This is a genomic window from Ferrimonas aestuarii, assembly GCF_005116665.1.
GTDB lineage: Bacteria > Pseudomonadota > Gammaproteobacteria > Enterobacterales > Shewanellaceae > Ferrimonas > Ferrimonas aestuarii.
On sequence record NZ_SWCJ01000002.1, the window covers coordinates 83,957 to 99,093 of the forward strand.

The 15,137-nt window shown below is 50.6% G+C and carries 15 protein-coding genes; 10 read left to right on the forward strand and 5 right to left on the reverse strand.

The features are described from left to right. Positions 1-5 precede the first annotated feature (5 nt). The 4 genes from zipA (at position 6) to FCL42_RS03320 (ending at position 4,876) form a co-directional block, all read left to right on the forward strand. Positions 6-1,025 carry a cell division protein ZipA gene (gene zipA, locus FCL42_RS03305; protein ID WP_136861964.1) on the forward strand — a complete coding sequence of 340 codons (1,020 nt, stop codon included), beginning with the start codon at positions 6-8 and terminating at the stop codon, positions 1,023-1,025. Positions 1,026-1,088: 63 nt separating this feature from the next. After that, positions 1,089-3,119 (forward strand): NAD-dependent DNA ligase LigA, encoded by a 2,031-nt coding sequence (gene ligA, locus FCL42_RS03310; RefSeq protein ID WP_136861965.1) that lies wholly within the window; start codon positions 1,089-1,091, stop codon positions 3,117-3,119. A 441-nt stretch (positions 3,120-3,560) separates the two neighbouring features. Then, positions 3,561-3,983, forward strand: a complete 423-nt coding sequence (locus FCL42_RS03315) for an Mpo1 family 2-hydroxy fatty acid dioxygenase (protein WP_136861966.1) — start codon at positions 3,561-3,563, stop codon at positions 3,981-3,983. Between the two features lie 77 nt (positions 3,984-4,060). Further along, positions 4,061-4,876 carry an NAD-dependent epimerase/dehydratase family protein gene (locus FCL42_RS03320; protein WP_169308273.1) on the forward strand — a complete coding sequence of 272 codons (816 nt, stop codon included), beginning with the start codon at positions 4,061-4,063 and terminating at the stop codon, positions 4,874-4,876. On the opposite strand, the gene FCL42_RS03325 is transcribed toward FCL42_RS03320, so the two are convergent. Then, positions 4,852-5,472, reverse strand: a complete 621-nt coding sequence (locus FCL42_RS03325; protein ID WP_136861968.1) for a helix-turn-helix transcriptional regulator — start codon at positions 5,470-5,472, stop codon at positions 4,852-4,854. The two genes, FCL42_RS03320 and FCL42_RS03325, sit on opposite strands and share 25 nt — an antisense overlap. Before the next feature lie 117 nt (positions 5,473-5,589). Here FCL42_RS03325 and FCL42_RS03330 point away from each other — a divergent pair, with 117 nt between their 5' ends. Then, a complete protein-coding gene (locus FCL42_RS03330) occupies positions 5,590-6,273 on the forward strand; it encodes an SIMPL domain-containing protein (protein WP_169308274.1) in 684 nt (227 codons plus the stop codon). On the opposite strand, the gene FCL42_RS03335 is transcribed toward FCL42_RS03330, so the two are convergent. Further along, on the reverse strand, positions 6,270-6,662 hold the full coding sequence (locus tag FCL42_RS03335; protein WP_136861970.1) for a hypothetical protein: 393 nt from the start codon (positions 6,660-6,662) through the stop codon (positions 6,270-6,272). The genes FCL42_RS03330 and FCL42_RS03335 overlap by 4 nt on opposite strands. A gap of 222 nt (positions 6,663-6,884) precedes the next feature. Here FCL42_RS03335 and FCL42_RS03340 point away from each other — a divergent pair, with 222 nt between their 5' ends. After that, positions 6,885-7,484 (forward strand): thiol:disulfide interchange protein DsbA/DsbL, encoded by a 600-nt coding sequence (locus tag FCL42_RS03340; protein WP_169308275.1) that lies wholly within the window; start codon positions 6,885-6,887, stop codon positions 7,482-7,484. A gap of 631 nt (positions 7,485-8,115) precedes the next feature. Here FCL42_RS03340 and FCL42_RS03345 read toward each other — a convergent pair. Both FCL42_RS03345 and FCL42_RS03350 read right to left on the reverse strand, forming a co-directional pair. Next, positions 8,116-8,637 (reverse strand): penicillin-insensitive murein endopeptidase, encoded by a 522-nt coding sequence (locus FCL42_RS03345; RefSeq protein ID WP_324612857.1) that lies wholly within the window; start codon positions 8,635-8,637, stop codon positions 8,116-8,118. Between the two features lie 455 nt (positions 8,638-9,092). Further along, a complete protein-coding gene (locus FCL42_RS03350; RefSeq protein ID WP_136861972.1) occupies positions 9,093-9,602 on the reverse strand; it encodes a ClbS/DfsB family four-helix bundle protein in 510 nt (169 codons plus the stop codon). 693 nt (positions 9,603-10,295) lie between these two features. Here FCL42_RS03350 and FCL42_RS03355 point away from each other — a divergent pair. Both FCL42_RS03355 and FCL42_RS03360 read left to right on the forward strand, forming a co-directional pair. Further along, positions 10,296-10,562 (forward strand): DUF4212 domain-containing protein, encoded by a 267-nt coding sequence (locus tag FCL42_RS03355; RefSeq protein ID WP_136861973.1) that lies wholly within the window; start codon positions 10,296-10,298, stop codon positions 10,560-10,562. 9 nt (positions 10,563-10,571) lie between these two features. Continuing rightward, positions 10,572-12,278, forward strand: a complete 1,707-nt coding sequence (locus tag FCL42_RS03360; protein ID WP_136861974.1) for a sodium:solute symporter family protein — start codon at positions 10,572-10,574, stop codon at positions 12,276-12,278. A gap of 46 nt (positions 12,279-12,324) precedes the next feature. Here FCL42_RS03360 and FCL42_RS03365 read toward each other — a convergent pair whose 3' ends face one another. After that, complete coding sequence (locus FCL42_RS03365; protein ID WP_136861975.1) at positions 12,325-12,543, reverse strand: hypothetical protein; 219 nt, start codon at positions 12,541-12,543, stop codon at positions 12,325-12,327. Between the two features lie 84 nt (positions 12,544-12,627). Between FCL42_RS03365 and FCL42_RS03370 the strand changes: the two genes are divergently transcribed. Then, positions 12,628-14,469 (forward strand): DUF294 nucleotidyltransferase-like domain-containing protein, encoded by a 1,842-nt coding sequence (locus FCL42_RS03370; protein WP_136861976.1) that lies wholly within the window; start codon positions 12,628-12,630, stop codon positions 14,467-14,469. A 104-nt stretch (positions 14,470-14,573) separates the two neighbouring features. Then, positions 14,574-15,125 (forward strand): exonuclease domain-containing protein, encoded by a 552-nt coding sequence (locus tag FCL42_RS03375; RefSeq protein WP_169308276.1) that lies wholly within the window; start codon positions 14,574-14,576, stop codon positions 15,123-15,125. Positions 15,126-15,137: the final 12 nt, after the last annotated feature.

Consider the following 15,137-nt stretch of genomic DNA (forward strand, 5'->3'; position numbering starts at 1 on the left):
GTTCTATGGAAGATTTTCGTTATGTACTTATCGTAATTGGCGTGCTCGCCATTATTGGTTTGTTGTTGCATGGCATGTGGTCAATACGACGTCAACAACCGCGTAAAATGAAGGCCAAACCCCTTGCTGACGTTACCGTTAGCGGAGGTGGTGATTCATCAAACGTGGATAAGGACGGTTTTGATGCTGATGGCATCGGCTCAGTTCGCACCATTAAGGTGGAGCGCGAACATCATGAGCCTCAGCTTGGGGCGTCTTCAGTGCCTGCCGACGCTCAAGAGTCCAAGCAGGAGCCAAGCTTTGCGGAGCCGGTTATCTCCGAGCCACAGGTTGAGATAACACTGCGAGCAACTGAGCCGAGTCCTGAGCCAGCAGTAGCGGCTCAGGAGCCAAGTGAGTCGATGGAATCGCCTCAGATTGAGGAGACTCAGACTGTTGAAAATATTGAATCTTCGACTGCGCCAACACCTGAGCCAGTCGCCGAATCCAATGGCTCACCTGAGCCAGTTCAGCCTCAGGTCGAGACCGATCCGCTGTTTGCGCCTCGAGAGGAGCGCAGTGTCTTGGCAGAGCCTGCACCGGAAAACAAGGTGATCACCGAGCCGGTAGATGTGCTGGTACTGCACGTTGTGGCCAATGAGGGTGAGGTGCTTCATGGGGCGGAGCTGCTGCATAACTTCCTGACCCTAGGCATGAAGTTTGGCGAGATGAACATCTTCCATCGCCATCAAGATAGTGCAGGGCGCGGCCCAGTGATGTACTCGCTGGCCAACATGGTTCAGCCAGGCGTGTTTGAGCCAAATACCATGGAGCAATTTGAGACTGAGGGCGTGTCGCTGTTTATGACCTTGCCAAATCAGTGTGATGAAACCGTGGGCTTCTCCATGATGCTGGGGGCGGCGCAAGCGCTGGCTGACATGCATGGCGCTAAGCTGTTGGATGATGCCCATCAGCTCTGGAGCGAGCAGAGTAAAGACAGATACATGGGCCGAATTCAGGCATTTGAATCTTCACCAACCGCGTAACCACCGATTTTTACCCATTAAGAACCAATTAGAGAAAGGCCGCATTGTGCGGCCTCACTGTTTATGACTGAAGCCATTAAAAACCAAATCGCCGAATTAAGCCAAGCGCTTGAGCATCACAACCACCTCTATTACGTGTTAGACACGCCGTCGATTCCCGATGTGGAGTACGACCGTATGATGCGTGAGCTGCAGCAGTTGGAGCAGGCGCACCCAGAGTACCGCTCAGATAACTCACCGTCGGCCCGTGTGGGCGGCGCAGCGCTGGATAAGTTTAATCAAATCACCCACCGCGTGCCGATGTTGTCTTTGGATAATGCCATGAACGAAGAGGAGTTTATTGCCTTCTACGAACGCGTGACGACGTTGGCGGGAGACAATGAGCTGACGCTGTGTTGCGAGCCAAAGTTGGATGGATTGGCGGTAAGCCTAATGTACGAAAATGGTGAGCTGGTCAGCGCGGCCACCCGAGGTGACGGCGCCGTGGGTGAAGACATCACCCAAAATGTGCGCACCATTGCGGCCATTCCTCTGCGTCTGCAGGGGCAAGATTACCCAGACACATTGGAAGTGCGCGGAGAGGTGTTTATGCCTCTGGCGGGTTTTAACGCTTTTAACGAGCGCGCCGCGGCCAAAGGGGAGAAGACCTTTGCTAACCCCCGTAATGCGGCTGCCGGTAGCTTACGTCAGCTGGACTCAAAAATTACCGCCACTCGTCCTTTGAGTTTTTACGCTTACTCTTTAGGTGTGGTCGAAGGTGAGAAGCAGCCTCTTCCAGAAAGCCATTTTGAGCAGCTGTCACAACTAAAACTCTGGGGCCTACCGATGTCTCCCGAGGTGAAGCGCGTGACGGGACAGCAGCAGGCGATCGCCTACTTTAATGACATTCTTGCTCGTCGAAGCGAACTGCCTTATGAGATCGATGGCGTGGTGAACAAGGTGGATGCACTGCCGCTGCAACGTCAATTAGGGTTTGTGGCTCGTGCGCCGCGCTGGGCCATTGCCAGTAAGTTTCCCGCTCAAGAGGAGATTACCCTGCTTGAGGAGGTGGAGTTTCAGGTAGGTCGAACCGGTGCCATTACGCCGGTGGCACGCCTTAAACCGATATTTGTTGGTGGCGTGACGGTGTCTAATGCCACCTTGCACAACGCCGATGAGATCGCGCGCCTTGGCGTCATGGTAGGCGACAGCGTCATTATTCGCCGCGCCGGTGACGTGATTCCGCAGATCGTCTCCGTGGTCACAGAGCGTCGCCCTGATGACGCAAAATCCATCGAGTTTCCTGAGCGCTGCCCTGTGTGTGACAGTGAAATTGAACGCGTAGAAGGGGAGGCGGTTGCCCGCTGTGGTGGTGGTTTGGTGTGCCAGGCTCAGCGTAAAGAGGCCATTAAACACTTTGCATCGCGCAAAGCGCTGGATGTCGACGGCATGGGCGACAAAATTGTGGAGCAGTTGGTCGACAAAGAGCTGGTGGAAACCCCAGCAGATCTGTTTAGCCTGTCGGCATCCACTTTGACTATGTTGGAACGCATGGGCACCAAGTCAGCACAGAAATTGGTCGACGCTCTGCAAGCATCCAAAGCCACAACATTGCCAAAGTTCCTCTACTCACTGGGCATTCGCGAAGTGGGTGAAGCAACCGCCGCTAACCTAGCTCGTCACTTTACGACACTTGAGGCGGTGGCAAACGCCGACATTGACGCTCTGATCGAAGTGGATGATGTGGGGACCATTGTTGCTCAGCAGGTGCATCACTTTTTCCGACAGCCTCATAACCAGGAGGTGATTGCGGCGCTTGTGGATCCTGAGCGCGCCGGTATCCATTGGCCCGAGATCGAGGCTGTGAGCGAAGATGCCCAGCCACTGAAAGGTCAAACTTGGGTACTAACTGGAAGTTTGAGTCAGCTTAGCCGCAGTGAAGCCAAAGCGGGTCTTGAGTCTTTGGGTGCAAAGGTGAGTGGCAGTGTGTCTAAGAAAACTCACTGTGTGGTGGCTGGTGAGAAAGCGGGTTCAAAGTTGACTAAGGCGCAAGAGCTCGGCATTGAAGTCTGGGATGAAGGTAAGCTGGTGGAGTTATTAGGCCAAGACGACTAACTATCAGGTTGCTGTTGCTCGACAAATCGCACGTTTTGTTCCCCTTCAAAGACCCATGGCCCTCTAGCTGTGGGTCTTGTGCGTTTTAGTTACTACAGCACAGCGTTCGCCAAGGTTATCAATTGGTTTTGAATCTTCGGGATAAAAAAGACCGCAACCGGTTAGGGTTGCGGTTGGGAGACTCGCAGTCATCCTAGTTTGGATAGAAACTAATACATCGATGGCTGCTGCAATCCTCAGACTCGCTTCGAGGGAAGTTGTCACCTATTTGGGGAAAGTGACAGCGACCTCATTAATATACACCAATGGATAATGTATACAATCTAAAATGTGTCTTTTTTGTTAAAATCTCTACTCTTTTGTTGTTTTTGGTTTGGATTTACTGCTTGAATGGCATTTATGCAATCAACCGAAACGGCGTAAGCCACGGAGAAAACAATAATGAAAACCGTTGAGCAGTGGTTTGAGGAGTATGGTGCAAGCCATAAAAACCCGACCAATAAGAAAGTGCATTGGATCTGTGTCCCGCTCATCACCTTCAGTGTGGTGGGCATGTTATGGGCGCTCAGCCCGCTGTTGACCATGGGGCTAATGGTCGCTGCCATCCTGTTTTACCTGCGACTGTCGTTGCCGCTGGCCATTGGTATGGCACTTATTCTCACCCTAATGCTGTGGTTGGCATCGACCCTGGTGAATCCTTTTCTGGTCTCCATCGTGATATTTGTGGCGGCGTGGATAGGGCAGTTTTGGGGTCACAAAGTGGAAGGCAAAAAGCCAAGCTTTTTCAAAGATCTTCAGTTTTTGTTGATCGGACCAATTTGGCTGTTAGGCTTTGTGTTTCGAAAGCAAGGCTGGCGTTACTGATTGCGACACAGATAAGCAGTGCGCATAAAAATGGCCCAGTTGGCCATTTTTTGTTTTTGGCAGTTAGGAGTGACACATTGAGAAAAATTGCTTTGGTAGGCAGTGGTTGGTTAGGCTCAGCATTAGCAGAAAGTTGGCAGACTCAAGGGCGACCATTTTGGGTGAGCGCCCGCAGTCAAGATAAGCTGAATTTGTGGCAACAACGGGGCATCAAGGCGTGCCAGCTTAATTTAGATGGTGGCGAGATTGCTCCGGAGTGTTTTTCTGGGGTTGATACCATCGTGGTTACTGTGCCGCCGGGGCGTGGCTCAGAGGCTGGAGACTATTGCCAAAAACTCGAACCACTCGCTAAATCAGCCAAGGCGGCTGGGGTAACACGGGTGCTGTTTACTAGCGCCAGTAGCGTTTATGGCAGTGGCAAGGGAAGGGTGACAGAATCGAGTCAAGTCGACGATGGCCCAAGAGCCATGCGGTTGTTACAGATCGAGCAGATGTTCGCTCACTATTTTGGCGATGGATTTTGCTGTCTGCGACTGTCGGGGTTAGTTGGCGGCGAGCGCCATCCGGGCCGTTTTATGGCGGGGAAACTAGATGTTAATGGCGGCAGAGATCCTGTGAACCTGGTGCATCAGCGCGATGTGGTGTCCGCCATCAACGCGCTACTGGACGCCCAGCTCGAGTGTTGGAACAACGTCTATAACCTGTGCGCGCCTCACCACCCAACACGGCAACACTATTACCAATATACCGCGGAGCGATTGGCACTGGTTAAACCCGAGTTTGTTGATGCATTTGATAATCCCAGATGGGTCGATGGCAGTAAGATCACTCGCGTTTTACCGTGGCAATACCACTACAGCGACCTTTATCAACTGCCTGAGCTGATTCGATAAACGCAGCGCTGGCCACCTTCAATCAGATGCTGCTCTCTCATGACTTCATAAGGGGCGAGCAGCGCCTGAAACAGTGCCAGTTCGTTTTTACACAGTCCTTGGCACTTCATCGCCACACTGCAGATAGGGCAGTGATCTTCAATCAGCAACCAATGATCCGGCTGGATAGCTATTCGAGCCATATAACCTTCATCACTGCGAAGCTGGGCTAATTTGTGCAGCTTGGTTTCGATATTGTCGATATTGTCGAGCTTGTTAAGATAATCACTGAGCTGTAGTTGGTGTCGGTGAGCCAAAATGGCATCCAGTTGAGAGGTTCCGGCGATGGCTATGACCGACTCAATAACACTGATGGCCAACTCATTATGGCGGTCGCCGAAACTTTGATGGCCTTTGCCGGTCAAAAGCCAATGTCGGCTGGGCCGACCTTTTCCCTGTTTGATGTCGGTATGGCTAACTAGTTGTTGAGTTTCTAGCTTTTCAAGGTGTTGCCGTGCACCCATGGAGGTCATGGACAGGGCTTTGGCAAGAGGTGCAATGGGGCTTGGACCGCGCTGTTTTAGCAGTGATAACAGACGTTGTTGTGTTGAAGCCATTGCCTACCTCCAGAGTGATAATCCTATGGTAGGCTGGGAATTGTAATAGTCAAACGAATACTTTATTAACTGCCGGCTAATCCGGTGGATATGTCTTACGCCAATGGAATCTGTTTTATGAACTGGAAAACGTTGTATCTGACGGCCGTAGTACCTCTGGCTGTGGTGTGCTCTTGGACCGCCAATGCCGGTGAACGCTGGATTGAGGTGGTAGGGCAGTCTCAAGTGACCTTAAAAGCGGACCTGGTGCGAATTAGCGCGCAGGTGGATGAGATCGCGAAGCAGCCTGCTGATTCTAAGCGAGCGGTAGACGCTAAGATGGATCGGGTTCTAGCGGCGCTAAACGATAAAAATGTCGATGGCAGTACCATTGATGCAGGCTCTTTGCGTGTGATGCCGGAGTACAACTATGAGAGCCGTAACCGAGAGCTGGTTGGTTATCGAGCCAGTCGTGAGTTGTCGGTGATGGTCGCAGCCGATCAGGCCGGTGAGTGGATGGCGCGATTATTGGAGCTGGGCATCAACCAACTGGATGCGCCGGTTTACGTCGCTTCCGATTCGCAATTTCAACGAGAGCAACTGCTGACATTGGCATTTGATGATGCCATGGAGAAAGCCGAGCGTCTTGCGAAGGCCGCTGGCGATGGATTAGGTAAGGTGCTTCAGGTGGAGCCAATGTCCTACTCCTCTCCACGACCAATGATGGCCATGGAGAAGATGGCGGACTCTGGCAACTACCAGCCGAAAGGGCAACAGTTGCAGCAACAGCTTAGGCTGCGTATTGCTCTTAAGGATGATTAAATCAGCGCGGAACGAGCGTCGCTCAGCATTGATAGCAGACCGGCGCTATCCGACGAACCCATTGGGTTGGCGATCATCGATTGGCGACGGTTGTTGAGCTGATCCTGCACTTCGGCAATTTTATCTGCGGCGTCTTCTAGGTCGACACTGCCGCCATTGGCAATTTTACTCAGGCTGCCGGTGCCATTACTCTGCATTAGCTTTTGAGCGCCGTTAAGGAACTCTTTTGATTTTGCTTGGTTTAGTTCAACGAGTTGTTGCAATTCGCCATCAAATTCATTTTTATGGACGTCGGCTTTTGATTGAGCCTCCTCTTTCTTCTGTTGATAGTAGAGGTCGCTCTCTTTAGCGCGAAGTTCCAAATTGGCGGAAGCGTTGTTAATGTTCATCGGGAATCCTATGGTTCATCCTAATCAAAGATACGCAGCGTTATCTGTCCGTTGATACATTAGCAACTCTTGTGCCAGTATGAACTAGTGAAAAAAACAGTGTGCAGTAGCTTCTTCATTAGCTCTGGTTAACAGAACATTCACTTGTTTCCAGGTGCACTAACAAAACGGCAAGGGCGGACGGGCAACCGATTGCCGCCTTGAAAAATAAGAGGAATTATTGTGCTTGTTAGATTTATTACCCTGATCACTCTGCTGTTTACAGGCTTAGTTAACGGGGCTCAGTTTCAGGAAGGGGTTCACTACAAAGTGGTGAACGGTTTGAGTGAAAGCGCACCTAATGTGGTGAGAGAGTACTTCTCTTACAACTGCGGCCACTGTAAGAACTTTGACCCGGTTTTAAAGGTGATCATGGATGAAGTAGGCGATGCGGCAACTTTAGAACGTACGCCGGTTGGTTTTAACCGCACCAGTTGGCAGCTGTCCGCTAAAGGCTATTACCTATCAGAAATACTAGGCGTGACTGAGCAAACTCATGAAGCGTTTTTTCATCAGATCCATAATTTAGGTCAACCCTTTACCACGGATTCTCAGCTGCGCAACTTTTTCATAAACCACGGCATCAGCCCAATGCAATATGATGCCGCTGCCGCTGGCAGTGAACTTAAGATGGCAATCAGTAACGGCGACAGCCGCGCTAGCCTTGCGGGCCTGAAAGGGGTGCCTTCGGTTGTGGTTGGTGGAAAGTACCTGATTGTTAATCCGGGTAAGACCGTTAAAGATTACGTGGCGTTGGTAAAGTACCTGTCTACTTTGCCGTAGCGCAGACGATCACGGTGAGTAGCGGCAGTTAAGTTATAACCGTTGTCTCGATTGGTTTTATAATCCGGAATCGGCAAATGATTCCGGATTTTTTATGGGGGACTTTCTGGTAAAGGTGACCCTTTATTGTGATTTATGGAGATAAACTCCACAAAGCAACCAGCCGCATAGAAGTCTAAAAACCTGATGGCTAGCCAGCTCTATGTGCCTGACGCCGGATAGATGGTTATCACCAGATTGCCTCCAACTTGCGCTAGCTTGTTTAACTGAACGCTGTTGATGTTTGAGTGGAAATTGCTTGGTGTCGTCCCACTTTGGTAACCAAAATCAAAGTCTCTTTTGAGGGCGTTGTCCCAGATCTCTCTAGACCTACTGGATAGGACTTCAATTAACTTAACGTATTCTTCGATGATGGATTCTCTGTTGTTGACGTTAGTCTCGAAAGACCCGTAGTAAATGCCTTCAAGGTGTTCATTGCGAAGAACGCAAACTCGATTGCCCCATTTCTTGAGAATAGGCTCGATATTTACAGTGGACTCGATATCCAGATCAATATTTAGAAAACATGTTTCGTTCATAAAACCCTTTTAAAAGTAACACCAGCCATTCTCTATCTTATTTAAGGATAACGTTATTCACATGGTGTTTTAAAATCCACATGGTAATGCTCATCGTGTCGTACCCACGACCGATTTTTAGAAAATTCGATGTTATCCTTCAAATAATTCGCATACTTCGTTTTGTATAAGTTTGGTTGCAATTTAGGATCAAAAATCACTCGCCATAAATCCTGACCATGCTGTTTAGCTTGCTGGTGCAATGCGACTACATGTGCAGCCATTGCCTCGTAATCGATATACATCCCATCGTAGTGATCATTCGCATCAAACTCGACATTATAACCGAACTTGTTTAATGGGCTTGTTGGTAAATGGACCGACTTTCCGTTCTTATCTATAACAGGTGTAATGAAGTCTACCGATAGGCCATTTCTATGAGTTTTATGAGGCCTGAACCTTCCGCCATCCTCAAAACCGGTTTCTGCGTACTTATATACTTTGTCTGGCTGTTCCTTTTCTAAGTCTTTGTATGCGGATACGATGATGTCTTTGACCTCGGAATGAACGTAAGTTCGACCTGCAAGTCGGGCAATAGGCTATAACTGACAAAGTTCTTTCCTTCATATGGCAGGATAACTCCTCCCGATAGGCTGCCGTTTGACGTGGTTCCAAAGCAAGTGCTTGATTCTACCGACTCAACCGATGCTGACAACATAGCAATAGACAGAAAAAGTTGAACACTCATAAAATTGATAATATTTCCCTAAGCAAGCGGAGTGAAATACGTCGTTAATATTACTCTTTTAAAAGAACCTTCGCCAGCAAATCAGCAGTATTGGCGTTATGAACATAGGGTTTAGCGAGCCTAAATTTCATACAGATAACAACGATAAACTTATTGGGATCTATGACAAATATAATGTTTAATCGGCTTTAGTACATTCGGTATAACTGAAATGCAAATGACTTCTAATGCGGGTATTAGAGTTCGACTGTTATTAATTTCCAATTGTCTTGCACTGATAGTGGCGCATTTTAAATCGGTTTTTCAAGCGAATTCTCTTTTGAATCGACGTACCTTGGTTCGCACATTTTTCATTGGTGAGGAAGTATTAAACTGAATCATCCTGCCAAGCGTCCATTGCTTATACCAGTGAGTGCCGTAGAGTTCGTGGTTGTCTAAACTTGAAATGAGAGCCAGAATCTTATCTGTTGTCGATTCCAGCTCTGCGAGCAATTTGTCGTAACCCCAATCTTGATACTTGAGGTGAAAATGTTCAGCCAGTAAGCCAAGCTCATTCCAGTTATATCCGGTTTCAGGAAAGTCGACCTGTTGTCCTTGAGATTTTAGTGTGTGCCATTTGAGCACCAGCTGACCCCAACCGATTAAGTAAGCTGCGGTATCGCAAACGCTGATAACGGTGCCCTTGATGTTGCCCTCAAGACCTTTTTCACGACAAATGCTCTCTGGAATGTCGCGATAGTCGGCCATCAATTTTGAAAATGCCGTCTGAATGGCTAATTCGAGTTCGGTTTTGGTCTTCGGCACTGAGGACATGATTTTACCTATTTAGTTAACCTTACACTGAGCCTTAAATTCGTCCTGCTTATGAGTAACCAGTTTTAGTCTGCTAAGGACGTTAAACACCATAATTCCCGCCCCAACGAGAAACCAGTAAGATCAGGTAGATTTCCGCAGTGTTTCAATGAAAAATTAAGGTTTCAGCAATGGTTAAACCCTACCTAAAGCTTACAAATTTTCATTGAGGTAAATCACTGAATCCCTTCTATTTTTGGTTTGAAGTACGATGGTGAGGCTTTTGGTCACGTCGAGCTCGACATGTGCCAGTGCTAAGCCGTGTTAGGTTAGTAAACTGCGCTAATTTAAGACGCCGTTCCCGTTAGAAGCCGCGTTGTGGCGGTGCATCAATTACCTGAAATACTTCCTTTTACCAGAGCCTTGTGTCGTTGACGTTTCCTGATTTTTCTCAAGGGCGTTTACCGCCTGCGCTGGTCCGTTAGACCAAAGTATAACTTCTCGTCCCATTGCCCGTTAATATCGCGAATATCCTTATATAACAATAACCTAGTTGTGATGGAATTCCTTTGTGGCCTCCACCCTAGACTAAGGTCTACAGGGGTTTACGTTCGTAGCTTGCTAGTGTGAGGAACAGGCAAAATTGGCCTTGTGCCTGTCCGAGATGACAGCGCAACTAACGATAACAAGCGCAAATGGAAGGGGGAGAGCATTATGGCTTTCGATAGTAAGGAATCTGCCAACGCCTATTGGCGGGAGAACATCAGTTTGATGTTGCGCCTGCTGGCAGTGTGGTTCGTGGTGTCTTTTGGTTTTGGAATTGTGCTGGCTGAGCCGCTCAATGCCATCAAGTTCTTTGGCTTCAAGTTGGGCTTTTGGTTCGCTCAGCAGGGGTCAATCTACGTCTTTGTGGCGCTGATCTTCGTCTATGTGGTGAAGATGAATGCCCTGGATAAAAAATATCAAGTTCAGGAAGACTAGGAGCGGCCAATGGATCTGCAAACACTCACATTTATTATCGTAGGGGCAACGTTCGCTCTCTACATCGGCATCGCCATTTGGGCCAAGGCCGGTACCACCAATGACTTCTACGTTGCCGGTGGCGGTGTGCCGCCCATTGCCAATGGCATGGCAACCGCAGCGGATTGGATGTCGGCGGCCTCGTTTATCTCTATGGCTGGCCTCATCTCTTTTATGGGCTACGACGGTGGCGTGTACCTGATGGGCTGGACTGGCGGTTATGTGCTGTTGGCACTGTGTCTGGCGCCTTACTTACGTAAGTTCGGTAAGTTCACGGTGCCGGATTTCATCGGCGATCGGTACTATTCCAAGCTCGCTCGCATTGTGGCGGTTGTGTGTGCCATCTTTGTCTGTTTCACCTATGTGGCCGGGCAGATGCGCGGCGTTGGCGTGGTGTTCTCTCGCTTCTTAGAAGTGGACATTACCACTGGCGTTGTTATCGGCATGGCAATTGTATTTTTCTACGCGGTGCTTGGCGGCATGAAAGGGATCACCTACACCCAGGTGGCGCAGTTCTGCGTGCTGCTGATGGCCTACTTGGTGCCAGCGGTATTTATCTCCATCATGATGACTAACAACCCAATCCCTCAGCTAGGTTTTGGCTCAACGTTAAACGACGGTTCGGGGATGTACTTGCTCGATAAGCTCGATGGCTTATCGACGGAGCTCGGATTCAATCAATATACCGACGGCTCCAAGAGTACCATCGATGTGTTCTTCATTACTGCTGCTCTGATGGTGGGCACCGCGGGTCTGCCCCACGTAATTGTGCGCTTTTTTACCGTACCTAAGGTAAGTGACGCCCGTTTGTCTGCGGGTTGGGCACTGATTTTCATCGCGTTTGTGTACACAACCGCTCCGGCAATCGCATCCTTTGCTCGCGTGAACATGATCAACACCATCAATGGTGAGGATGGCCAAGGCATTGTGGCAGAACAAGCACCGCAATGGGTTGAAAACTGGAGTGAGACTGGCCTTATCAGCTGGGACGATAAAAACGGCGACGGCCGCATGTTTTACTCCGGTGATGAGCGCAACGAGATGAAGATCGACCGCGACATCATGGTGCTGGCCAACCCTGAGATTGCGCAGTTGCCAAACTGGGTGATCGCTTTGGTGGCAGCAGGTGGTGTGGCCGCGGCGCTGTCGACGTCGGCTGGCTTGCTGCTGGTGATCTCAACCTCGGTGAGTCACGATCTGATGAAACGCTCGCTCATGCCCAATATTACGGATAAGCAGGAGCTTAGATACGCCAGAGCCGCAGCGGCAGTGGCGGTGGTGATTGCCGGCTATCTGGGGATTAATCCGCCCGGCTTTGTGGCGCAGGTGGTCGCTTTTGCCTTCGGCTTAGCGGCGTCCTCATTCTTCCCTGCGATCATCATGGGGATCTTCTCCAAGCGGATGAACAAAGAGGGCGCCATTGCGGGCATGATTTCAGGCATCAGCTTTACCGCCGCGTACATCATCTACTTCAAGTTTGTTGACCCAACCGGCAACGTACCTGAAAACTGGTGGTTTGGTATCTCGCCTGAAGGCATTGGTACTTTGGGCATGTTGGTGAACTTCGGTGTGGCCTTCGCGGTCAGTAAGGTGACCAAAGCGGTGCCGGAAGAGGTGCAAGGTTTGGTTGAACAGATCCGATTCCCGAAAGGGGCGGGCGGTGCCCAAGCGCACTAATAAAAGAGGGAGCGCGTTTGCGCTCCCTTTATTGATTTAGCATAGGTTAAACCAAGTTGATGATTCGTAAAATCACTCCAACAAATAGCAGAACAATGCCAGCGCGATAGAGCTTGAATTCGGCGGGGGTGAAGTCTTTTAGTTGGCCTAGCCAAACGCGCCAGAACCCATGGTAGTTGCCTTGGCGGCGGCTGTACTGAATCAGGCTTATGATCACAAGGATCACTCCCGCACCAAGAATTGCGTTTTCAATTAGGGTGAACATGGGGTTCTCCTTTTACCAAATTGCCCTGTTGATGGCATTAAACGCAGTTTTACGGCGCTGTGCCATTGGACAAAAGGAGTACAGATGACAAGTGGATTGGAATCCATCGAGGCGATTTTGGCGGCCAGCCTGCCGTTTACGGACTTAAGTGCCGACGAACGTCGCTTTTGTGCTGGCCAGATACAGATTGTATACGTGAGTCGTCGCCAGCAGTGGTTTGATATGACTGCCCATGAGCCTGCGCTTTACCTTATTGCCACCGGTGCCATTGAGCTCATCTCACAAGAGCAAAAGCTGTTGGCGAGGTTAGAGGCGCAGCAGAGCTTTGGCTTTCAGCGATTGCTTACTGGGCAGGAGTCATCGGTGCGGGTCAAGGTCATTGAGGACTCACTGCTCTACCTCATTCCTCAAAGCGTGTTTGATCGACTGCGCCAATCCAGTCGTCAGTTTGATCAGTTCTACAACCAGCAGCTTAGTGAACGGGTTCGAGTGGGGGAGCGCAGCCAGCAAAAAAGCGCAGGCCTGAGTGCACGGCTGTCGAGTTTAATGTCGACGCCGGTGATCACCGCAGAAGATCAAATGAGCGTGCAAGCTGTGGCAACGTTGATGAGCGACAACCGCATCTCCGGCATGCCGGTGGTTGATGGCGGTGGCGAAATGGTGGGCATCATCACTGACCGAGATCTGAGGCGCCGCGTGGTTGCCGAGGGTCGATCCCTTCAAACGCCCCTGAATCAGGTGATGACGCGACAAGTACGTACCTTGCCTCCCCAAAGTGCGCGGCTTGAGGCTCAGCTTCTGATGACGGAGTGGGGCGTACACCATCTTCCGGTGGTTGAAGACCGTAAAGTGGTTGGCATGATCACCAGCAGCGATCTGCTCAGGCAGGTGCATTGGGACCCCGCGCACTTTATCAAATCCATCAATCGCAGCGACTCCCTCGAGGCCCTGCGTCAGCAGATGGACAGGTTGCCTAAGTTGATTCGCAATCTGGATCAGCCAGCAAGTGGCTTCACCAGCAGATTGATCACCGCGGTTTATGATGCGGTTACGCGCAGGCTGTTGATCTTAGCTCAGCAGCAATTTGGCCCCGCGCCTCTGCGCTGGTGCTGGCTAAGCTTTGGCTCCCAAGCGCGCAGGGAGATGGGGCTAAATTCTGATCAAGACAACGGCCTTGTGTTTGAGCGTGAGCCCAATGGGGCGGAAGCTGAATACTTTGAGCGACTCAGTACCTGGGTATGCGATGGGTTGGCCGTTTGTGGTCAGCGTCTGTGTGATGGGGAGATCATGGCCTCTAACTCAAAATGGCGCCTGTCTTTGAACCAGTGGCAGGGTCAGTTTGCCAACTGGCTGGAAAACCCAGAGCCCAAGGCGGTGATGCACTGCGCCATCTTCTTTGACATGCGACCCATAGAGGGAGAACTGCAACTGGCGTCCCAGCTACATCAGCAAGTGGTCGAACAGGCCAAAGTCAGTGAGCGGTTTTTGGCCCTATTGGCGCAGCAAGCGGCGTCTCGGCAACCGCCACTTGGCTTGTTTCGCCGCTGGGTATTGGACAGCGACGGTCAGCAGCATAAAGGCATCGACATCAAGCATCGGGCGCTGGCCATTGTAAATGACATCGCTCGCATCTACGCCCTAAGTGGAGGCTGTGAAGCCATTGAAACCGAGCTTAGGCTAAAAGCGGCCATGGAGCGAGGACAACTCACTCGGGTTGATGCCCTTAATCTGGCAGATTGCTTGTCGCTGCTTCGAAAGCTTAAATATGAGCATCACTGCCGTCAATTAGCCGAAGGCAGCGACTACACCAATTTGATAGAGCCAAAAGCCCTGTCGCAATTGTCGCGCCACCAGCTTAAGCAAGCCCTTAAGGTGTTGGCGGAGGCGCAAGATTCGGTGAAGTTTAAGTTTGCTAGGCAGTTTTAGCGCTTATGATTACGCCTTTGACTCTTGCCTATCGACGTTGGCAGTGCCGCCATCACCGCCACTGGTCATCCTGGCTAACAAAGCCCGTGTCCACGCTGCCGCTGATGGCGGTTGACCTCGAGCTTACCGGCCTTAGCACTCACGAAAATCACATTGTCAGCATCGGTTCGGTGTCGATGACTCACGGCGCCATATCGCTTGCGAGCGCCCGTCATCAATTGGTGGCCTCGCCGCAAGGTGTGGGCCAGTCAGCAACCATTCATGGCATTGTTGATGAGGCGTTAAACCGGGCGCCACACCTGTCTGAAGCATTGCCTCGCTGGTGGCCAGAGTTTGCAGCGTCGGTGCCGGTTTTTCACAATGCCGGTCTCGATCTTGGGTTTTTACGCCGCGCCGCAGCCAAGTTTGAGCTGACACCGCCAAGTCGTTTTGCCATCGATACCATGGCCATTGAACTTAATCGGCTTCGTCGGCAGGGGCGGGTAATAAGCAGTGACGATCTGCGTTTGGAACGCTGTCGTGCCCGCTACGGTTTGCCTAGCTACGTCGGCCACAATGCCTTGTCTGATGCCATTGCCACCGCAGAACTGTTGTTAGCACAGCTTGCCTATCTGGATGACGATCCGCCTTTGTACCAAATCTTGACCAGCTGTTGACCATCTGCCCCA